Raw genomic sequence first — 21490 nt, 5'->3', positions numbered from 1 at the left:
AATGGATAAGCAAAAAATGAAGTGGATTATCCCTGCCGCCGTTGCAGGGGTAGCGGTGTTGTGGTGGGGTGCGTCTAGCTATGCCAGCAGTAACGCCGAAGAGTCTTTACGCAAGAAGCTGATCGCGATGGGCATGCAAGACCAAGTGCATTGGGCGGATCTCAGTGCTTCGCCGTTTGGTACAGTGACATTGAAAGATGTGACAGTCACCATGTCGCCACGTGATCAAGTGCAAGCCAAGGAAGTGCAAATCAGCGATGTGATTGAAGACGCTAAACGTCAGCGTATTGCCTTGTCGGTCAAAGGCTTGGTACTGCCTGATGGTAAGTCACACTCCATGCTGGGTAACAGCTTGGGTTTGGCCTCTGGTCGGGCAGAGTTGCCACCTATGGATGTGGTGCTGAAAGCCGATGTACGTTTTGATGATAACCAGGCAGACATTGCGCTGTCGGTAGAGCAAAAAGACATGGCTGATCTGGATTTCAAGGTGAGCATGACGGAAATTGGCGCACTACAAAGCTTAGCGAATGGGCAGTTACCAGCAGATGCCATGATGGGCTTCGGTATTATGGGGCCGTTGCAAATGCTGTCACGTATCAGCATTAAAGAGCTGGACATCAAGGTCAAAGACAGAGGCATGATGGAGCGTGGCATTGCTTTGCATAAACGCTATAACTTGCCTGTGCAGATAGGCGAGGGCAGCGCAAAGTCGCAGCGTGAAAAAGCCTTTGAGCAAGAGGCTGAAGAGATGATGACTCAGTGTCGCAGTGAGGGTTTTGCTCTGATGACACAAGATCCTGAAGCATCATGTAAAGCGGTAGTGCGTTTTGCTACTGGCGATAAAAGCACCTTGCGTATCACGATGGACCCTAAAACACCGGTGTCTATTGAACGTATAGCGAGTGCGTTTGTGGGCCGTCCTAACCCTTCAGTGACCTCTGCATTGAATGCAGAAATCAGGTCATAAGGCATAGGTAGCAATAAAAAGGGATCACATGATCCCCTTTTTTGTTTGAGTAGCAGGCCGTTTGGTCATCGCACTACAGCTGATCCGTACAACCTATGGTTCGCGGGGCGTCAGAAAGAGTGTCAGGCGCGCGATTTCCTCGTCTAGCGCATTCCTAAAGGCTGCATCCGTTGGGGCCTCGCCCGCAACATAACCAAAGGTAGTCTCTACCTTGCCAGCATTGACTGACACATTGGCCCAACCTATAACGTGGTCACGCCAAAGCATGGGTAGTGCGTAATAGCCTAGTTGGCGTTGGGCTGGTGGCGTATAGGCTTCGAATTTATACGCCCAATTCCACAGCAGACTGAATCGGCGTCTATCCCAGACGATGGGGTCAAAGGGGGCGAGCAGTCGCAGTTGGTCATCCACAGTATGACGGCGCGAGCATGGGTTTTCACCAGCTGGCCAGTACCAGGTGACGCCATCAACACGGCAGCTTGCTAGGTTGTCGCGCGCCAGCTTTAAGGCGAGTTGGGTTTGTTCTGTCAGATGCGGGGCACCATAGCTGAGTAATCGCACTAAATAGGTGAGGCTGGCTGCGGGCAGTGGTGCGTATTTGCGTACCACTAACTCTATTAAGGCGGTAGCTCGTCTGGCACAGCCTGCGGGTGTATCGTCCGCAGGCGGGTATGAGGCAGGTTCGTAAATGCGTGTGCCTTTGTCACGTCGTTTTACCCGTAACAGCCCTCGGTAATGTAAACCGTCTAGCAATCGCGAGCTGGCATTGCTAGAGCCACCCCAGCCATTGATGACGCGACCGTGTTTGAAGTGTTGCTCTACGTCGCGTGGGTGTGTGGCTCCGTGTTCACGCACAAAAGCTAAAACATCGTCGGCTTTGCGCTGGGTATCTACATCCCAGATTTTTTTGGCTTGGCGCGGATGCATCAGAGCCACGTATTCACTGGGCATAAAGCCGTAGTTCACCAAGCAATCTTCGTCGATGGACAGGCGTGGATAACGCTGTTCTAGGTCGCCAGCTCGGTAGTCTTTAACGCGGTGACGTAGCGTCAGGTCCTGCGCACGCGCGGGTGCACGAATGGGATCCGCTTGCACAAAGCCTAGCCGCCGGATGGCAGCAGGCAAGGTGGTGGGTGTAAATAAGGTGCGCGCAATGGCGTAGCGGCGCAGGGCAGCGAGGCTAGTCTCTGCGCGCATGATTTACACCGCTGAGGGTGAAGGGCTGTGGTACCCCAACAGTTGCGACAGCTCTGTCGCCGCGTTGCGTACCGTGTTGACCAACTGTGAGGTGTCCAGTTTGCCAGAGCGTAAATAGCTGACCGGAATTGTCACCCCCAGCACGGCGACGATGTGGCCGTGTTTGTTGCGTACTGCCACAGCTGCGCTACCCACTTCAGGTTCGAAATAGCCTTCGTCGTAACCATAACCGCGTTCTACGTCTTGGCGTATCAGCTCGTAGAGCATAGCGGTGTTAGAGGGTGTGCGTTCAGAAAATTTGGGCAGCGTATCGTTGGGATACAGTGCCAACAAATCAGCCGGTTTCATGTCACTTAAGAGTACGCGACCCAGTAGCGTGGCGTGTAAGGGCAGGCGTGTGCCCACGTGTACGGTGCTAACAAAAGGCGTGGGTGCAGCAACTTTGCTAATCACCACCACGCTGTGTTCGTCTTGGATGGCCAAGTTGCACGATAACCCGGTTTCATCGCGTACTCGTTCCAGAATGGGCGTGCCCAGTTCGGTCAGTTCTAGCGACGCCAAATACTCAAAACCCAAACGCAAAATCGCCATACCTAATTTGTAGGCATGGCCGCCTTCTACGCGTTGCACAAACCCCATGCTCTCCAATGTGGCTAACAGCCTGAAGGTGGTGGTGCGAGGCAGATCCAGTCTTTTTGCAAGTTCTGGAGCCGTTAGGGTTTGCTCATTACGGTTGAATTCAAATAACAAACGCAGGCCGCGTTCCAGTCCTGGAACTGTGTAGTTTTGTTGTGCCGGCAAAGTTGTACTCATAAGGTCTCTTCGATGTTGGTCACAGCGATTTATTTGATGTGGCTAAGTATAAGAGGGGGGAGGAAATTGTGACAGATAGCGATTCAGATCGCACCGGTAATTGATGCTTAAAGGGTTTCTACTCATTTATTTGAAAGTTTAAATGATTTTATACTTCGTGTTCCTAATATAAAACATGGTTCCACTAGTGGAACAAAAAGGAATGGGGATGAGCAAAAAACAACTAGGAGCAGTCGCAGGTGTGCTGGCTATGGTGTGTGCTTGGTCTGGCGCCGCACTGGCACAGCAGTCCAACGTGCAACTGTACGGTTTGCTGGACACCGGTATGCTGTTAGAGAAAAGACTAGACGGTGGAAAACGCTTTGGTGTGGCCAGTGGTATTTCCGGCCAATCACGTTTTGGTGTACGTGGCAGTGAGGATTTGGGTAACGGGTATTCCGTGACCTTTCAATTGGAAGGTGGGCTGTTGACCACCACAGGTAACTCCACGCAAGGCCGTTTGTTTGGTAGACAAGCAACCTTGGGGCTGAAAGGTGGTTTTGGTGAGCTGAAAATGGGCCGTCAAACCGTCTTTGGTTATTCATGGACTCCATTTATCGCCAGCCCATTTGGCGTGGCATGGTCGGGTAACTCCATCGGTTCTACCTTTGGTTATAAAAGCGGCGATTTTGGTGCCGATGGCCGTTTGAGCAATGCTTTCACTTACCAAACTCCTATCGTGGGCGGTTTTGAAGCAGGTATTGGTTACAGCTTCTCTACTGCTGATGAACAGTCTTTTGGCGCATCTAACAACAACCGCGTGTTGACAGCTGGCTTGCGTTACACCAATGGCCCCTTGAAAGCCGCACTGACTTACGAGCGCTTGGATCCCATTAAAGACAGCAACAAACGCAAAGCACAGAACTATCAGTTCGCGTTGTCATACGACTTCGGCATGGTGCGTGTGTTCAGTGGTTATAACGAGCAGCGCAATATCAACCTGAATCCAGCGCCAGGCTATGTAGAAACTGGTAGAGATAAAGACCGAGCTTTCACTGTAGGTGCCTCTATTCCTACGGGTAAAAGTGGATCGATCATGCTGAGCTACCAGCGCGCCATGATGTCGAACAATGGCGGTTTTGCAGCCGGCTACCGCTATCAACTATCCAAACGCACCAACGTCTATGTGATGGGTAACGTGTACAGCGTGCGTAACCACTTTATTGATGAGAACCAGCACAAACACCAGTTTGGTGTAGGTCTGCAGCACTCATTTTGATTGATCTGATGTTATTGAAGTAGAAAAAGGAAAAGCCATGAGTGATATGACAACTGAAAAAGTCGTACCGATTCCTGATCAGGAATCTCCCCTGTTTGCCAGCTGGAAACGTCCACAAGACAAAAGCTTGCAAGAGTGGATTGAGTCACGCATTGCACGTCGTAAAACCCGTCAGTACGATTGGAACGCACTGGGTTGGCAAGCAGAGGTGAACCCTACTTACCGTCGTGCGCAAACGCGTTACGTCGGAACAGGTGCAGCGGGTGTGACTCATGATGACAATGTTATTCCGGCTGAGCATTTCACTTTTTCTACGATGATTTTGCCGGCAGGCTGTGAGGGCCCGCTGCACGTACACCACGATGTAGAAGAAGCTTTTTTCATTTTACGTGGCGACAGTATTCGTCTGTTCTTAGAATATAACGGTGAGCGCTGCGAGGTGGTTCTGAATGAGCGTGACGTGATTTCTGTGCCACCAGGTGTGTATCGCGGCTTGCGTAATGAAGGCCAAGAAGAGTCTTTGATGTGCGTAATGTTGGGTGCTAATCGCCCTGATCTGCCTGAGTATCCAGAAGATCACCCGCTGACTGCCGCCAAAAAGCTGCGTATGCAAGCTAAGGCTGCCGCGCAAAACAATCAGTCTAAATAAGTCCTATCCAGGAGACATCCCATATGAACCGCAGAAAATTTCTGGTTTATAGTGCCGGCGCAGTAGGGGCGATGAGCTTACCCCTGACGTCTAGTGTTGCATTTGCCAAGGCGACGGGTACCTACACATATCTCACACCTTTCACGCTGTCATTGGCGTTTGCACCCGTGTTGTACGCCAGTGCATCCGGCGATTACGACAAATTGGGCGTAAACGTCAAAGTTGAGGTGGGTCGTGGTGCAGGCCAAGCAATTCAATTGGTGGCTGCTAAACAAGTAGAGGCAGGCCGTACAGGCGGTGCTAACTATTTGGCTACTCGCGCTCAAGACAACTCTGATGTGTTGGCTTTTGCTACGGTGTCGCAGATTTCGCCTTTTGTGGTGATCTCATCCGAAAGCCACCCTATCCGAGACGTAAAAGAACTGGAAGGAAAAGTGGTGGGTGTGGCGTCGTTCGGCGGTTCTATGGAAGCCACGCTGAATTTGATGCTGGCTAAAGCTGGGGTGAATCCTGAATCCGTACGTCGTGAACGTGTAGCAGATGGCCCAGCGTCATTTGCGATGGTAGAAGCCGGTCGTATTGCTGCATTCTTTGGGAATGCCAGTACCGTATCCCGACTGCGTGCTGAAAACCTGCCATTAGTGTCCATGCATGTGGATGATGGTGTGCCAGGTCAGGTGTACGTTGCCCGTGAAGAAGACTTAGAAGCTAACCGTGAACAGCACGTTGCCTTCTTGCAAGGCGCACGCAATGCCATTTTGGCCATGGCCGATATGGATGATGCGCAGTTGCTGGAAGTGATTCGTACCATTGCCCGTCGCTACGATGTGCCAGGTATTGAAAAAGAAGACATTGCGCTGAGTGACCTGAAAGGGAACCGCGAATTGTGGTTGGCGCATGGCAAAGAAAATGTACTGCGTAACGTACCTGAACAGTGGGAAGAAGCTACCAGTCTGTTACAGGGAGCAGGTCTGATGAAGGCAACCTCCAGACAGCTTTACACCAATGCAATCTGGGAGTCTACCGTTGTCTGAGTTCGTAAAAACCTCGCCATCTGACGCACAGCCTATAGTTCGTTTTGATAATGTCTCTAAGCATTTCGAGACACCTACAGGCACCACCATTGCGTTGCAAAGTATCAATCAGCACATCATGGCTGGTGAGTTTGTGGCGGTGATTGGTCCTTCAGGCTGCGGTAAGTCCACGTTGCTGCGTTTGTTGTGTGGTTTGGAACAGCCCACCTCGGGAGAGGTGAGCTGGCCTTCCAGCGCCGATAAAAGCACGCCCGATATTGGGGTGGCATTCCAAGAGCACCGTTTGCTGCCATGGATGAACATCCAGAAAAACATCTTGCTGCCAACGCTGATGCAAAAAGGTAGTTACAGCGCTGAAGATGAAAAACGAGCATTGTTGCTGTGCGAGATGGTGGGTTTGAAAGGCTTTGAAAGCAGACGCCCTGCAGAACTGTCTGGCGGTATGCGTCAGCGTGCCTCGTTTGCACGTGCGCTGTTTTCACAGCCAAGTTTGTTATTGCTGGATGAGCCATTCGGGGCACTAGATGCGCTGACCCGAGAAAAGATCATCGCCGATGCAGAGCGTATTTGGATGGACCAAAAATTTGGTGCGTTCTTGATTACGCACTCTATCAGTGAGGCCGTGCATTTGGCCGATAGAGTTATCGTGATGTCTGCACGCCCTGGTCGTGTCGTGGCAGAAATTCCTATTACGCTGGAGCGTCCACGCACGAACTTTCTGGGTGATCCAGAGTTTGCCCGTTTATGTGATGAGCTGCGTCAGCATCTGGAGTTGTAAGTGAATCGTTTTCTTATTCAATTGATTTCCGTGCTGGTGTTTTTCCTGCTCTGGAAAGGTTATGTCGTTGCTTTCGAAGTGTCTCCGTTGGTGTTGCCACCACCCGAAGACGTGTTGCACGCTTTAGTACGACTGATGCAGCGCGATGACACTTACTACCATATCTACACCACGCTGGTGGAGTGCTTGGGTGGTTTCTGTATCGCTGTGATCGTGGGCACTATCCTCGGCCAGTTGCTGGGTAGAGTTGCACTTCTGGACACCATTTTCAAACCTTTCGTGATTGCGTTGCAATTGACGCCTAAAGTGGCGCTGATTCCGCTGTTCATCTTGTGGTTTGGTTTTGGTATTGAATCCAAAATTATTATTTCTGCCTTGTTAGGTTTCTTCCCGGTTTTCTCCAACAGCTATTTGGGTGCGAAGTCCGTCGATAAAGGCATGGTGGAAGTGTTTCAGGTGGGTAAAGCGAGCACCTGGCAACGTTTCAAACTGCTGGTGATTCCTTCTTCGTTGCCGTACATCCTGACAGGGATGGAAATGGCGATTGTGTTGGCCATCATTGGTGCCGTGGTGTCTGAGTTCGTAGCGGGTTCGCGTGGTCTGGGGTATTTGGCCACGATCAAACTGCAAGACTTGGAAGTAGACACCTTGTTTGCGGTAGTGATCTTGTTGGCCATGATTGGTTTCGTGTTGTATTTCGCAGTGGGTTCATTACGCAAAGTTGTGATTCCATGGCACGAGTCAGCACAAAGCACCAAGAAATAAGCCGTAGCATGAGCGTAGGAGGCAAAACATGTCACACAGTACGATGCGCCAGACCGCATGCGGTTTAGCCTACTGGGACAACGGAGAGCAGCAGGGCAATACCTACGTGTTGCTGCACGGTATTAGTTCGGGTGCGGGTTTATGGGCCAAGCAGTTTGCCAGCCAAGTCGGTCAGCATCGACTGATAGCGTGGGATGCGCCAGGCTACGGTGACAGTGTCGCCTTGGCTTCGGCCACTCCAACCGCTGCCGATTACGCTCGTGCTTTAAAAGCGTTGGTGGAAGAGGCCGAGCTAGGCACTTTTACCTTAGTGGGGCATTCGTTGGGGGCGTTGATGGCGAGTGCTTATGCATCACTGTACCCAGAGGATGTGTCGCGTTTGGTATTGGCGAGTGTGGCGCAAGGCTATGGCCAAACCACAGCCGAGCAGCAGCAACAGGTGTACGAGAAGCGGCCTAGCCTGTTGGCCAAGCTAGGGCCAGAAGGTATGGCACGTGAACGTGGGCCATTTTTGTTGGGGCAGCCTACGCCATCCAACATGATGCTGGTGACGCAAGCCATGCAACGGCTAACCCTAGAAGGGTTTACCGCCGCCTCGTACTTGTTGGCCTATGACAGCATTGATTATTACCTGCCTGCCATACACGACAGTATCGACGTCATTTATGGCGAAGACGACGGCATTACCCCGCCAACTGGTATGCAAGCGCTGCAACAGCGTTATGCGCGAATCCGCTTACATGCCGTGCCGCAAGCGGGGCATTTGCTGTACGTGGATCAGCCTCAGGCATTTGATGAGGTGGTGTTTGGTCAAGTGCAGCAGGGCAAAAAGGAGAACAACACATGAGTTTTCAGGTAAGCGGCAAGGTCGCTGTGGTGACTGGGGGCTCGTCAGGTATTGGGCTGGAAACAGTACGACTATTACTTGAACAAGGGGCAAACGTAGCGTGGTGCGGTAGAGATGCCGCTAGGCTACAAGATTCGTGGCACGCCATGGCGGCTGCATTTGGGCCAGACCGTTTGCACATACAGTGTTGCGACGTGTTGGATGCCGCCGCGGTGAAAAGCTTCATCGACGATGTGGCACAGCGTTTTGGTGGTCTGGATATGTTGATCAACAATGCGGGCCAAGGCAAAGTCGCAAACTTTGAAGACACCACTGACGAAGAGTGGATGACCGAAGTGCAACTGAAGTACTTCAGCGTCTTAAACCCCGTACGGGCGGCACTGCCGTATTTGCGTCAGTCGTCTATTGCCTCTATTGCCAACGTTAATTCGCTATTGGCGTACAAACCTGAGCCGCACATGATTGCGACCTCAGCAGCCAGAGCAGGGTTACTAAATCTAAGTAAAGGCTTGTCCAAAGAGTTTGTGGGAGCAGGCATACGCGTGAACTCTATTCTGATTGGCATGGTGGAATCCGGTCAGTGGGAGCGTCGTTACCAAGATCGCTCCGATCAAGATCAAAGTTGGGAAGACTGGTTGGCCGCTATTGCGCGTAAGCGCGGCATTCCTATGGCACGTTTGGGTAAGCCCATAGAAGCGGCACGTGCGTTGGTGTTTTTGGCTTCGCCGTTGTCCTCGTACACGACGGGGTCGGTCATTGATGTATCTGGCGGGTTTAGTCAGGAAATTTAGGGCAGAACAATGAAGAAAGTTGCGTTTATAGGCTATGGAGCCATGGCAAAAACGGTGCATGCCCTGTTGCCTGAATCCATTCAGTTAGCGTGGGTGGTTGTGACCGAAGCTGGCATCGCGGCTACTCAGCAAGAATTGGGTACTGATGTACAGGTGGTTAGCAGCATAGATGCCATTACGGGTACGCCAGATTTAGTGTTGGAAATGGCAGGACAGCCAGGCTTAAAAGCCCATGCCAAAGCCGTACTGCAGCGGAAATTGCCGCTGGCGGTAATTTCCGTAGGAGCATTTGCGGATGGTGAGTTCGAGCAAGACATACGGGCGTTTGCCAGTGCTCAAAGCGCACAGCTACAGATTCTGCCAGGTGCGATTGCCGGCATAGATGGTATTGCCGCAGCGCGTACCATGGGGCTAAATAAGGTGGTGTATCAGGGCCGTAAGCAGCCTGCTAGCTGGAAAGGTAGTTATGCCGAACAGTTGGTTGATTTGGATGCGCTCACCGAAGCGACGGTGTTTTTCCGTGGCTCGGCGCGTGAAGCAGCACAACGATTCCCTGCTAATGCCAACGTAGCAGCAACCATTGCGTTGGCGGGTGTAGGCATGGATAAGACAGAAGTAGAGCTTATCGCTGACCCAGCCATGACCCGCAATCAGCATCGTATTCGCGCCGAAGGGGCTTTTGGCGAGATGCAAATAGAGATGCAGGGTGTGGCATTGGCCAGCAACCCTAAAACTTCTACCTTGGCGGCACTGAGTGTGGTGCGCGCTTGCTATCAATTGGGTGACGCCCTAGTCATCTAGGCGGAGAACAAACATGAAAGCATTATTTTTGGCCGGCCAATGGCGGCAAGGCCGGGGGACAGTTGCGCGCAGCATTTTCCCCGCAGACGGTAGCGTGAACGCTGAGTTCTCCACAGCCAGTGTGGACGATGTAGACGAGGCTATTCAAACGGCGCATCAGGCATGGCAAGCCGAGCCATGGCGTAGCAGCTTACCGGTAGAGCGTGCGCGAGTGCTGTACAAAGTGGCCGAGCTGATAGAAAAAAACGCGGCCGAATTGGCAGCATTGCAAACACGCGATAACGGTAAACCCTTGGCGGAAACGCGAGGCTTGGTCATGAGCGCAGCGTCTACCGCACGTTATACCGCCGCCTGTTTGGAAACCTTGGACACCGAACTGACCAATGCCCGTTCACGCGAATGGTTGACCATGAGTGTGCATGAACCTTTGGGTGTGGTGGCGGCTATTACGCCATGGAATTCGCCCATTGCGTCTGAAATGCAAAAGTTGGCACCGGCGTTAGCAGCAGGTAATGCCGTGATTCTGAAACCGGCTGAAGCTACGTCCTTAATTGCGTTGGAGTTGGCGCGTTTGTTTGAAGAGGCTGGCTTGCCGCAAGGTTTGCTAAGCGTACTGCCAGGAAAAGGTTCGGTAGTGGGTAATGCCATTGTGCAGCATCCCTTGGTGAAGAAAATTTCCTTCACCGGTGGTACCAGTACCGGTCGTCAGTTGGCGCATATTGCCGCAGAACGCTTGATAGGTACGTCACTGGAGTTAGGCGGAAAATCGCCCACGTTAGTCTTGGAAGATGCCGATCTGGATTTAGCTGTCAATGGCGTGATTTACGGTATTTTCAGCTCGTCAGGACAAGCGTGTATCGCGGGTTCTCGATTGTTTGTACACGCTAAGGTGTATGACAGCTTCATGCAGCGTTTGGTCGCTAAGACTCAAGCCTTGCGCGTGGGCCATCCTGAGCAGGCCAGCACCCAAGTGGGTCCATTGATTGACGAAAAACACCTGAATTCCGTAGATGCTTATGTGCGCAAAGCCGAGGCAGAGGGCGGGAAAATTCTTGCGGGTGGCCATAGGCTGACAGAAGGTGAGTTGGCGCAGGGTACCTATTACGCACCCACCATTATTGCGGGGTTGAATAACCACGCTACCGTCTGCCAAGAAGAAATCTTTGGTCCGGTATTGGTGGTACTGCCGTTTGAAGACGAACAAGACTTACTGCAACAAGCCAATGACAGCGTATATGGGTTGGCGGCTGGTATTTGGACGGAAAACTACCGCAAGGCATGGCAGTTAGCCAGAGCGCTAGATGTAGGCACAGTTTGGATCAATACCTACAAGAAATTCTCCATTTCTACGCCGTTTGGTGGGTTCAAAGAAAGTGGCGTGGGTAGAGAAAAAGGCCGACTGAGCATTTTGTCTTACATGCAGCAAAAAAGTATTTATATGGGGCTGAGTTCACAGCCTGATCCGTGGTGCGAAGGATGAGAGAAGCAGAGATGACAGAAACCATTACCGTGGGTGAAGCAATTGCCCGTGTATTAGAGATCCATCAGGTACGTAATGTGTACGGTGTGATTTCCATCCACAACTTGCCCATTGCCGATGCTCTAGGTCGCCGCAATACGGTGCAGTTTGTGTGTGCCCGAGGTGAAGCTGGCAGTGTCACCATGGCCGATGCTGAATCCCGTTTTACTGGCTTAGGTGTGGCCTTAACCAGCACCGGTGCAGGGGCGGGTAATGCCGTAGGGTCGCTGATTGAAGCCTACAACGCTGCTAGTCCTGTGTTGCATTTAACGGGTCAGGTAGAGCGCGAGTATTTGGATAGAGACGCCAGTTTCATCCACGAAGCCAAAGACCAGTTGGGCTTCTTGCGCGCGTCTAGCAAAGCAGCGTATCGCATTAGCAGCCCAGAGAATGCGGTGGGCATGATTCAGGAAGCCATTCGTGTGGCCACCACGGTGCCTATGGGGCCAGTGAGTGTAGAAATCCCTATTGATGTACAAGCCGCCAAGATTGCGTGGCCTGTGTCCTTGGAGCCTGTTGCACCGCTACAGTTACCCGCGTTGCAAGAGAAAGATAGAACACGTTTGGCGTCGGCAGTGAAAGCCGCTAAACGTCCTATGCTGTGGATAGGTGGTGGCACCTTACAAGCAGGGGAAGCGGTACGTCAGTTGGCCGATATGGGTATCCCTGTAGTGTCGTCTACGCATGCGCGTGGTGTGTTGCCAGATAGCCACCCACGTAGTTTGGCAGCCTTCCATAATGCTGCAGAGGTAGAAACTCTGTTGGCAGAGGCTGATTTGGTGCTGGTGGTGGGCTCGCGTTTGCGTAGCAATGAAACCAAAACTTATTCCATTCGTTTCCCAGAAAACACCATTCAGATTGATGCCAACCCTGCAGCACAACAGCGTAACTACGCTATAGGCCAATTTGTGTGTGCCGATGCTAACGAAGCATTAACCGCGTTGGTGGCAGACCTGCAAGGCCATAGTTTTGTGGATGCAGACTACGATGTCGCTATTGCACAGGCACGAACAGCAGCAGTTGCGCAGTTAACAGAGCAATTGGGCCCTTACGCTGAGTTGTGTTTTGCCTTACGCGCCGCGTTGCCGGAAGATGGTATTTTGGTGCGTGATATCACCATGTCTGGCAGTACGTGGGGCAGCCGTTTGTTCCCAGTAGAAGCGCCATTGCGCAACATCCATTCCTTAGCGGGTGCTATTGGTTTGGGGTTGGCTCATGCGATTGGTACTGCCAAAGCGAATCCCGACAAAAAAGTGGTCGCGTTGGTGGGTGACGGTGGCTTGATGCTGGGCATAGGTGAAATGGCCACCATGGTGCAAGAGCAAAGCAACTTGGTATTGCTGGTGATGAACGATGGTGGTTACGGTGTGATGCGTGGCATTCAGAAGCGCTACTTTGATGACCGACAGTACTACAACGAATTGCACACCCCTAGTTACCGCGATGTGGGTAGCGCCATGGGATGCCAAAGCCATCTGGTGTCGTCATTAGACGAGTTCAAAATGGTGATGCAGCAAGCGATTGCGCATCAAGGCCCATCAGTGGTGGAAGTGGACATGAACAGTATTGGCCCACTGAACTTTGCAGGCCCACCGCAGAAAAAACTGTATTAACTGTATCCCCAAAGGGAGGCATGCCGCGCAATGCTGTGTCTCCCTTGCTACGTGCCTGCCACGTTAAATCGGTTGTTTTTCCACGCAACCTAGCAGTTCACCAAACAGATTTTTGGGGTTCTGTAGATCTGGCATCAATTCAATAGTCTCGCCCAAACCATGTTGCTGTGCGTATTCTTGCATCAGGCGCAAAGCGGTGTAGTCTTCTAGCGCGAAACCTACAGAATCAAATACCGTAATTTCTTCATTGCTGCTGCGGCCAGTTTGTTCGCCTGCCAGCACTTTCCACAGTAGCTTCACAGGGTAGTCGGCGGGCATATGCTGAATCTCGCCTTCTATACGTGACTGCTCTTCAAACTCCACAAAGGTAGTGGCACTGAGTAACACATCGGTGGCTAATTCTGTTTTGCCTGGGCAGTCGCCACCAACGGCATTAATGTGCATGCCGGGTTCCAGCATGTGTTTTTCTAGAATGATGGCGTTGGTTTTGTCGGCAGTAACGGTAGTGACAATGTCAGCCCCTTTTACCGCTTCGGCCGTACTGTGACACACGGTAGTGTGTAGCCCTGAGATAGCCGACAAGTTCTGCACCAATTTTTGGGTGGCAGCTGGATCTACATCGTATAAACGTAGCTCATTAATACCCAGAAGGTAATGGAAAGCCAGCGCTTGGAATTCGCTTTGTGAACCATTGCCAATCAGCGCCATGGTGCGTGAATTGGGTCTGGCTAGTGTTCTGGCCGCCAAGACGGATGTGGCGGCCGTGCGCAGAGCGGTGGTCAAGGTGAGTTCGCTGAGCACGATGGGTTTACCGGTTAATACTTCAGCCAGCGCACCAAAGGCCATGACAGTAGGCAAGCCCAGTTTTGGGTTGCCAGGGTGGCCGTTCACATATTTGAAGGCATACAGCGAGTCATCAGCAACGGGCATCAATTCAATGACCCCTACGGATGAATGTGTCGCCACGCGGGCAGTTTTATCAAACTCTTCCCAGCGTAGAAAATCATCGCGTAGGCAAGACTCCAGTTTGCCCAACACGGCAGCGAGGCCGACTTGCTGAACAATATGGCGTATATCGTGTGGGCGTAAGAGAATAGTCATGTTTGGCTCCGTTGTGATTGCTGTTTTATTCATTATTGAAAAACCGCTGCTCAATTCATAGCGACAATTTTTTATAAAAAACGCTATATTTCTAGCAAAATGGCAGAGAGAATTAGCAAAGAGACAATAAATGGACGATTTAGACCGAAAAATTCTGGCACTGCTGCGTGCTGATGCAAGGCTTTCCGTCGCGACCTTAGCGAAGAAATTGGATGTGTCGCGTGGCACGATTAGCAACCGCATCACCAAGCTAGAGCGTGATGGTGTGATCTTGGGTTATTCCGTGCGCGTACGCCCTGATTCACAGCCGGAATGCATCGTGGCGTGGATCAGTATCGCGGTGGAAGGGCATGAAACCCCACGCATCATTCAGCTCTTAACCGGCGAGGCAGCCATCGTGGCGTTGCATGACACCAATGGGCGTTGGGACTTATTGGCAGAGCTCTCAGTATCTGACTTAAATGAGTTGGGTGACGTGTTGGGTCGTATACGATTAATCAGAGGCATTTCGGCCACCGAAACCAGCATCCACTTGAATACGCTGAAACTGAATTAGCATAATGCTAGTAATGGGTATTCAAAATGCTAAATTTATAGCGTTTTGTGCATAATTTTGTGCATTTACATTAAATGCTGGGCGGGCGACACTGGTATTACTGAATGTTGAGGTGAGCGCATGAGTCATAACGAAAAACAATCCCTCCTAAATGCGGTGCACTTAATAGGTGTACCTTCCGATAGCGGTGCTGGTAGGTTAGGCGCTGCGATGGGGCCAGACGCCTTGCGCGTTGCAGGCTTACAGCCGGCGTTGCAAAGTATGGGGCTACAGGTGTCGGATAGCGGCAATTTAGCAGGCCCACCTAATCTGCGTACCGAGCGCGATCCAGCCCACGCAGGGCTGCGTAACTTTGACACCAATTTGCTTTGGAACCAACGTGTGCATGACGCTGTGTTTCATAGTTTAGAAGCTGATCAGTTGCCCATCATGATGGGGGGCGATCACGCGTTTGCATTGGGTTCTATTAGTGCAGTCGCACGCCACTGCCGTCAGGCAGGCAAAACCTTGCGAGTGCTGTGGTTAGATGCACATGCCGACTGCAATACGCCAGAAAGCTCACCCAGCGGTAATGTGCATGGCATTCCTGTGGCGAGCTTATGCGGGCTGGGGCCAGAGGCGTTCACATCGCTGGCCGGCCATACACCTGCCGTACAACCTAATGAGCTGTGCCTGATAGGGTTACGTAGTGTGGATGACCAAGAAAAGCGTATTTTGGATTCTCTGCGTATAGAAGCCTATGACATGCGCGCGATAGATGAGTTGGGCATGCGCGAGGTCATGCAGCGCGCCTTGCGAGGGTTAGATGGCCCAGATGCAGACTCTATACATTTGCACGTTAGCTTTGATGTGGATTTCTTAGACCCCAGCATTGCACCTGGTACGGGTACAAGGGTACGTGGCGGGCCAGACTACCGCGAGGCACAACTGTGTATGGAGATGATCGCCGACACGGGTTTGCTGAGTTCGTTGGACGTGGTTGAGCTAAATCCTGCGCTGGATAGTCATAATCAGACGGCAGAGTTAGTGGTAGATTTACTGCAAAGTCTTTTTGGAAAGAGTACCTTGCTCCGTCACCGTGCGAAACCACTTTAAGTGTGGTGTAGTGTGTACTTGTCACGTCATCACAGTGTTAAAAAAAGGTAAATAGCAGGTTTTAATAGGCGTATGGCGAGTAGGGGGTTATACTAATTGATTCGCCGCATTTGTAAGTGGCGTCTTATCATCGCTTTCTGACCCCACGCCCTATAGCTTGCACACTAGAGGCAATTCTTCAGGTTGATTGGTCGGCACGATGTTTCCAATCAACCCGTGCCATCACTACTAATCAGTGACTGGTACATAGTGGGTCGCCTCAGAGCGACGATTTTCATGTCTTTTGATTCTTTAGCCTTGCATCCCGCATTATTGTCGGCGGTGAACAAGGCCGGCTTTACTGAGCCTACTCCTGTACAGCTTCAGGCTATTCCTGTAGCTCTGGAAGGTTCAGATTTGATGGTTTCTGCACAAACAGGTAGCGGTAAAACAGCAGCATTTATGTTGCCTTCCATGCACCGTTTGCTAGAAAACCCACCTGCTAAAAATTCTGGCGTTTCCATTCTGGTTCTGACTCCTACACGCGAGTTGGCTCTGCAAGTTGCACAAAACGTGAAACTGCTGGGTACTGGCATGCGTGATCTGCGTGTTGCTGTTGTTGTGGGCGGTATGCCTTACGGCGCACAGATCAAATCCTTGTCCCGTCGTGTAGACGTGCTGGTGGCAACGCCTGGTCGTTTGATCGATCACCTGCAATCTGGTCGCGTTAAGCTGAACACCGTACAAACATTGGTGTTGGACGAAGCTGACCGTATGCTGGACATGGGTTTCATCGATGACATCCATGCCATCGTTGCTAAAACTCCTCGTACACGTCAAACACTGTTGTTCTCCGCTACGCTGGAAGACACAGTAAGTCGTTTGGCCAAAGATATGCTGAACGAACCTAAGCGTATCGAAGTGTCTGGTCATAAGAGCCGTCATGAGAACATTTCTCAAACCTTGTTGTACGCGGATGATGATTCCCACAAACGCCGTTTGTTGGATCACCTGCTGCGCGACGCCGACATGAACCAAGCGATTGTGTTCACTGCCACAAAACGTGGTGCTGAATTGCTGGCTGACGATCTGCGTGATGAAGGCTTTGCGGCTCGTTCCTTGCACGGCGATATGAACCAACGTCAACGTAACCACACACTGGGTCTGCTGCAACGCGGCGGTATTCGTGTATTGGTAGCTACTGACGTAGCGGCTCGTGGTATCGACGTTAAAGGTATTAGCCACGCGATTAACTACGACTTGCCTATGCAAGCTGAAGACTACACCCACCGTATCGGTCGTACAGGCCGTGCTGGTCAACAGGGTGCAGCGTTCACATTGGCAACTCATTCCGAACACCACAAAGTGCGTCGTATCGAGCGCTTTACTGAGCAAACGATTGATGTGGCAGAAATTCCTGGTTTAGAGCCAGTGAAAAAGCTGTCGCCTAAGAAAAAACGCCCTGGTTCTAGCTCACGCCGTCCTGGTGGTTTCTCTGGCAAACCACGTAAACCAAACGGTGCTGCAGGTGCATCCGCTGGTCGTAGTGATAGCCGTCCATCCCGTGGTGGCGACCGCCCAGCACGTGGTGATCGTAGCGATCGTGGTGACCGTCACGCCCCAGCTGGTGCAAATGGTCGTCCATCTTCACGTCCAAGCTCACGCGGTGATCGCAAACCACGTCCAGCTAACCACGCTGGCGCAGGCATGCGTTAATTCACCCTCGCGTGAATGAAGAATCCCCCTCTAGCAGGGGGATTTTTTTCATCCCTACACAATGCGAAGGGGCTATTGAGATGGCTTACTTATTGAGTGTGGTGGATCTACTGTGCTTTAAGCGGCTGGCGGCAGCGGCTTTGAGCAAGCGCTGAAACGTTGGGCATTGTGCATGGTTAGGCGCAGGGCAGTGGGCCGCGTGACGTAAGCCTTCACTCATGGCTTGTAGGCGCTTAATGGTGCCGTCTATTTCTTCGGCTTTGGCGAGTAACACCTGTTTATCCACATGGGGTGTGCCGTCTGGCGACAACATCGCTTGTATTTCATCTAACGACAACCCACCTGCTTGCCCCAGTGCAATTAAGGCAAGTTGATCAATCACATCCGGCGAAAACCTACGTCGTGCTCCAGAGGGGCTGGTGGCACTAATCAGCCCTTTTTTCTCGTAAAAACGCAGGGTAGATGAGGGCACACCAGTACGTTTTGCGACTTCGGATATATCCATTTCATACCCTTGACTTGAAGTTGACTTCAACTTCTATGATATCCATAAACGATGGTTACTTCAATGAACCTAAGGATATGGAAATGATGAACAACCTAGTAACGATTCTGTGCATAGGTATAGGCGCCACGCTGGTGATGGATGTCTGGACGATGCTCTTAAAAGCAGCTGGCATGCCTACGTTGAATTACGCCTTTGTAGGCAGATGGATAGGGCACTGGAGCAACGGCACCTTCTTTCACTCGCCCATAGGTAAAGCCGCCCCAGTACGCGGTGAAACGCTGATGGGATGGTTTGTGCACTATGCCGTAGGCATTGTGTTTGCCGCAGCTCTAGTACTGCTGTATGGCGAGGGGTGGGTGCAAGAGCCTACCTTGTGGCCGGCCGTTAAAGTGGGTCTGGTGACCGTGGTCATGCCATGGTTGATTATGCAACCCGCATTTGGTGCTGGTATTGCTGCATCCCGTACGCCAGCTCCGTGGAAAAGCCGCCTGCAAAGCGTGGCGACACACGCGGTGTTTGGCGTGGGTATGTATGTGACAGCGGTAGTGCTTCAGTCGCTGTAGTAGGTGATGGGCAGGAGTAAATGCGATGAAAACGCACACAGCAGCAACCGGTAGCACTATGCCTACCGCCGTTTATTTATTGGCCCTAAGCTTGTTTGCGATGGGCAGTGCCGAGTTTCTAATGGGGGGGATTCTCCCCATGATCGCGGCCGACTTAAACATCAGCTTGCCTACTGCAGGCACCTTGATTTCAGCCTTTGCCGTAGGGGCGTTGATAGGTGGGCCACCGTTTGCCATTCTGGCGATGCGTTGGCCTAAGCGCGCCACCTTATTTGCGAGTCAAGTGGCCTTTATTGTGGCCACGGCTATGAGTTTGTTGGCAGCAGGTTATTGGTCTATTTTGATTGCGCGCTTTGCCATGGGGGTGGCGTATGCCTGTTTTTGGTCCGTGGCGGCAGCAACAGCGGTGCAAGTATCGCCGGCTGGCAAACATGCCAAGGCTTTGTCCATTGTGGTGAGTGGGCTTACCGCCGCTATGGTGTTAGGTGGCCCCGCTGGCACACTGATCAGTGATGTTACGGGCTGGCGAGGCGGTTTCTGGGCAGTAGTAGTGGTAACGGCTATATCGGCGATAGCAGGCTGGTTAGCCATTCCTAAAACGTCCGGTGCAGGGGCTGAGGAACCAGACCTGAAAACTGAGCTACGAGCCATGAAACGTCCGGTGTTGTGGATAGCGTATGCCACCACCATGACCACCACAGCAGCCTACATGGGGATTTTCGGGTACTTGGCGGCGCTGCTGTTGGACGTCAGTGGGTTGTCGATAGAGTGGCTACCCGCTGTGCTGACCTTGTTTGGCGTAGGCGCTTTTATAGGCTTAAGCATTGGGGGGCGCACGGCGGATAAGCATCAGTTTGCTACTTTGATGGTGGGGATTATTGGTTTAATCGTGATCTCTGCGGCCATTGCGTTGTTGGCGAGCAGTTTGTGGGCAACGGTGCTGTTGGTGTTCGTGCTGGGTATAGCAGGTTTCTTGCTGAATCCTGCCGTTTGGGGGCGGGTGTACGTGATTGCGCCAGATGCACCTATGTTGGCTGGAGCTACAAACGCGTCAGCCTTCCAAGCTGGTTTAACCATTGCACCATTGCTAGCCGGTTTGCCCATAAGCTTGGGGATGGGTTTGCCAGTAGTAGGTTGGGTAGGTGTAGCCATTGGTGTGGTGTCACTAGGCTTGGCACTGTTAGATAGACAACTTAGCCATACGTCGGCCAGTGCTGCACCAGCGACGAACATAGCGGAACCTAGCGCCTAACGACGTGTTCCGCTCACATGCTGTAAACATACACGCCGCAATGCCTTAGTGCTTGCGGCGTTTTTGTATGGTGGGCACATCTACCACGCTTTTGTGCATAGGCCGCTTCTTTTAGCTTCAGGAACCCGCGTAGAAGCCTTGCGGGCGCTTCTTTACTTGTGATTCGTGTGCGCTTCGCAGAAAATAATGGATTGATCTGGATGTGTTGCGTATCAGCAAGAATGCTGTCGCACCGTACCGTGTTTAGATGATGGAGAAACATATGATGCAGTCGGGTAAAACGGAATCTTTGGATTTGCTGGCCCAACAGTTGTCAGCAATTAGGGATCCCGAAGGGCTGCAACGTTATGAGCAGGATTTCAGTGGTTGGAAAAGCGCCAGACCAGACATGGTATTCAGACCGCAAACCACAGATGAAGTGGCCGCTATTTTGCGTGCATGTTCGGCTGAACAGCGTCAGGTAACCGTACAAGGTGGGTTGACTGGTTTGGCTGGCGGCGCCTCGCCTGATACAGGTGATGTAGCCATCTCTATGGAACGTATGAACCAGGTGCTGGAATTCGATGAAATTGGCGGCACCATCACCGTACAACCCGGCATGGTGCTGGAAAAACTGTGCGAGCACGTAGAGGCAGCAGGCTGGTATTTCCCATTGGATTTTGGTGCGCGTGGTTCGTGCCAAGTAGGCGGCAACGTCTCTACCAATGCTGGCGGTAACCGCGTACTGCGTTACGGCACCACCCGGATGTTGGTGTTGGGTATGGAAGTGGTACTGGCCGATGGCCGTGTGCTGTCTATGCTGAATAAAGGTTTGAAGAACAATACTGGCCTAGACCTTAAACACCTGTTCATCGGTGCAGAAGGTACTTTGGGTGTGGTCACCAAATTGGTGCTGCGCTTGTTCCCTAAACCCCAAGCCCGCTACAGCGCGTTGGTGGCTGCGCCATCCTTCTCGGCAGTCACACAACTGTTGAAAGCTGCCCGTGCTGCCTTTGCCAACTTGTCGTCTTTCGAGTTGATGTGGCACGAGTACCTGAGCATGGCCTGCAAAACCATAGGTAGATCAGAGCCTTTTGACCAAGCTTATCCACTGTATGTGTTGCTAGAAACCGAAGGCGACTTGGATGTGCGCGCTGAAGAAGCGTTGCAAGAGTGGTTAGAAGCACAACTGGAAAAAGAGCTGATCAGCGATGTGATCTTGCCGCAAAGTAGCGAGCAAGCCGCGCAACTGTGGCACATGCGTGATGCCAGTGGTGAAATCCTTAAAGAGTTGACACCGTATGTAGCGTTTGATGTGGGTCTGCCTATGCAGCACAGCGACGCTTTTGTGCAGCGCGTTACCCAGCGTCTGGAACAAACTTATCCACAAGCGCATAATTTATTCTTCGGGCACTTGGGCGATGGCAACTTGCACTTAACCACCGGGCCATTCGCTGAAGAAGACCTGCTGGCTGTAGAAGAGCTGGTCTACGAAGAAGTAGCCGCTGTAGGTGGTAGCATCTCGGCTGAGCACGGTATTGGCCGCATTAAAAAGCCATTCTTGCACTTCAGCCGTAACGAAGAAGAACTGGCACTGATGCGTCAGCTTAAAGAGCTGCTGGATCCTCAAAATATCTTGAACGCCGGGCGTGTGTACCCGAACTAGCGTAAAAGGCCTGCCACGGCAGGCTATTTACCCACTGACTGAA

At 51.9% G+C, this 21490-nt stretch carries 21 protein-coding genes; 17 read left to right on the top strand and 4 right to left on the bottom strand.

Features of this window, described 5'->3' with window-relative positions:
* Position 1 precedes the first annotated feature (1 nt).
* Positions 2-967 carry an aq_1923 C-terminal domain gene (locus tag AC3QL0_RS16285; protein WP_493009416.1) on the top strand — a complete coding sequence of 322 codons (966 nt, stop codon included), beginning with the start codon at positions 2-4 and terminating at the stop codon, positions 965-967.
* 93 nt (positions 968-1060) lie between these two features.
* Here AC3QL0_RS16285 and AC3QL0_RS16280 read toward each other — a convergent pair whose 3' ends face one another.
* A complete protein-coding gene (locus AC3QL0_RS16280; protein ID WP_493009415.1) occupies positions 1061-2164 on the bottom strand; it encodes a DNA glycosylase AlkZ-like family protein in 1104 nt (367 codons plus the stop codon).
* A gap of 3 nt (positions 2165-2167) precedes the next feature.
* Positions 2168-2977: an IclR family transcriptional regulator gene (locus AC3QL0_RS16275; protein WP_493009414.1), complete on the bottom strand. Its 810-nt coding sequence runs from the start codon at positions 2975-2977 to the stop codon at positions 2168-2170.
* A gap of 208 nt (positions 2978-3185) precedes the next feature.
* On the opposite strand from AC3QL0_RS16275, the gene AC3QL0_RS16270 reads away from it, so the two are divergent.
* The 10 genes from AC3QL0_RS16270 to AC3QL0_RS16225 are packed head-to-tail and all read left to right on the top strand — an operon-like array spanning position 3186 to position 13032.
* Complete coding sequence (locus tag AC3QL0_RS16270) at positions 3186-4235, top strand: porin (RefSeq protein ID WP_493009413.1); 1050 nt, start codon at positions 3186-3188, stop codon at positions 4233-4235.
* A gap of 46 nt (positions 4236-4281) precedes the next feature.
* Positions 4282-4884 carry a cupin domain-containing protein gene (locus AC3QL0_RS16265; protein WP_493011015.1) on the top strand — a complete coding sequence of 201 codons (603 nt, stop codon included), beginning with the start codon at positions 4282-4284 and terminating at the stop codon, positions 4882-4884.
* Positions 4885-4907: 23 nt separating this feature from the next.
* On the top strand, positions 4908-5918 hold the full coding sequence (locus AC3QL0_RS16260) for an ABC transporter substrate-binding protein (protein WP_493009412.1): 1011 nt from the start codon (positions 4908-4910) through the stop codon (positions 5916-5918).
* Positions 5911-6696 (top strand): ABC transporter ATP-binding protein, encoded by a 786-nt coding sequence (locus tag AC3QL0_RS16255; RefSeq protein ID WP_430222449.1) that lies wholly within the window; start codon positions 5911-5913, stop codon positions 6694-6696. The genes AC3QL0_RS16260 and AC3QL0_RS16255 overlap by 8 nt, the downstream gene beginning before the upstream one ends.
* A complete protein-coding gene (locus AC3QL0_RS16250; RefSeq protein ID WP_430221338.1) occupies positions 6697-7461 on the top strand; it encodes an ABC transporter permease in 765 nt (254 codons plus the stop codon).
* Positions 7462-7489: 28 nt separating this feature from the next.
* Positions 7490-8308, top strand: a complete 819-nt coding sequence (locus AC3QL0_RS16245) for an alpha/beta fold hydrolase (RefSeq protein ID WP_493009411.1) — start codon at positions 7490-7492, stop codon at positions 8306-8308.
* The gene (locus AC3QL0_RS16240; protein ID WP_493009410.1) at positions 8305-9099 is read left to right on the top strand and encodes an SDR family oxidoreductase; all 795 of its coding nucleotides are present in this window, start codon (positions 8305-8307) and stop codon (positions 9097-9099) included. The genes AC3QL0_RS16245 and AC3QL0_RS16240 overlap by 4 nt, the downstream gene beginning before the upstream one ends.
* 9 nt (positions 9100-9108) lie before the next feature.
* Positions 9109-9900 carry an aspartate dehydrogenase gene (locus AC3QL0_RS16235; RefSeq protein ID WP_493009409.1) on the top strand — a complete coding sequence of 264 codons (792 nt, stop codon included), beginning with the start codon at positions 9109-9111 and terminating at the stop codon, positions 9898-9900.
* A gap of 13 nt (positions 9901-9913) precedes the next feature.
* Positions 9914-11380, top strand: coding sequence for an aldehyde dehydrogenase (locus AC3QL0_RS16230; protein ID WP_493009408.1), 1467 nt, complete (start codon positions 9914-9916; stop codon positions 11378-11380).
* Between the two features lie 11 nt (positions 11381-11391).
* The gene (locus tag AC3QL0_RS16225) at positions 11392-13032 is read left to right on the top strand and encodes a thiamine pyrophosphate-binding protein (RefSeq protein WP_493009407.1); all 1641 of its coding nucleotides are present in this window, start codon (positions 11392-11394) and stop codon (positions 13030-13032) included.
* 63 nt (positions 13033-13095) lie between these two features.
* Here the strand turns inward: AC3QL0_RS16225 and ocd are convergent, their stop codons facing one another.
* On the bottom strand, positions 13096-14133 hold the full coding sequence (gene ocd, locus AC3QL0_RS16220; protein WP_493009406.1) for an ornithine cyclodeaminase: 1038 nt from the start codon (positions 14131-14133) through the stop codon (positions 13096-13098).
* Positions 14134-14263: 130 nt separating this feature from the next.
* Between ocd and AC3QL0_RS16215 the strand changes: the two genes are divergently transcribed.
* The 3 genes from AC3QL0_RS16215 (at position 14264) to AC3QL0_RS16205 (ending at position 17479) form a co-directional block, all read left to right on the top strand.
* Complete coding sequence (locus tag AC3QL0_RS16215) at positions 14264-14689, top strand: Lrp/AsnC family transcriptional regulator (protein ID WP_135862524.1); 426 nt, start codon at positions 14264-14266, stop codon at positions 14687-14689.
* Between the two features lie 120 nt (positions 14690-14809).
* Positions 14810-15784, top strand: coding sequence for an arginase (rocF, locus tag AC3QL0_RS16210; protein WP_493009405.1), 975 nt, complete (start codon positions 14810-14812; stop codon positions 15782-15784).
* Between the two features lie 276 nt (positions 15785-16060).
* A complete protein-coding gene (locus AC3QL0_RS16205; protein WP_493009404.1) occupies positions 16061-17479 on the top strand; it encodes a DEAD/DEAH box helicase in 1419 nt (472 codons plus the stop codon).
* 85 nt (positions 17480-17564) lie between these two features.
* On the opposite strand, the gene AC3QL0_RS16200 is transcribed toward AC3QL0_RS16205, so the two are convergent.
* Complete coding sequence (locus AC3QL0_RS16200; protein WP_135862530.1) at positions 17565-17984, bottom strand: helix-turn-helix domain-containing protein; 420 nt, start codon at positions 17982-17984, stop codon at positions 17565-17567.
* An 83-nt stretch (positions 17985-18067) separates the two neighbouring features.
* Here AC3QL0_RS16200 and AC3QL0_RS16195 point away from each other — a divergent pair, with 83 nt between their 5' ends.
* From AC3QL0_RS16195 to AC3QL0_RS16185, 3 genes are all read left to right on the top strand, one after another.
* Complete coding sequence (locus AC3QL0_RS16195; RefSeq protein ID WP_493009403.1) at positions 18068-18550, top strand: DUF2938 domain-containing protein; 483 nt, start codon at positions 18068-18070, stop codon at positions 18548-18550.
* 25 nt (positions 18551-18575) lie between these two features.
* Positions 18576-19802 (top strand): MFS transporter, encoded by a 1227-nt coding sequence (locus AC3QL0_RS16190; RefSeq protein ID WP_493009402.1) that lies wholly within the window; start codon positions 18576-18578, stop codon positions 19800-19802.
* 262 nt (positions 19803-20064) lie between these two features.
* Positions 20065-21447 carry an FAD-binding oxidoreductase gene (locus tag AC3QL0_RS16185; RefSeq protein WP_493009401.1) on the top strand — a complete coding sequence of 461 codons (1383 nt, stop codon included), beginning with the start codon at positions 20065-20067 and terminating at the stop codon, positions 21445-21447.
* Positions 21448-21490: the final 43 nt, after the last annotated feature.

It is taken from the genome of Paenalcaligenes sp. GW821-LYS-B07-1 (assembly GCF_058803365.1).
This window is presented reverse-complemented; position numbering and strand designations above follow the sequence as displayed.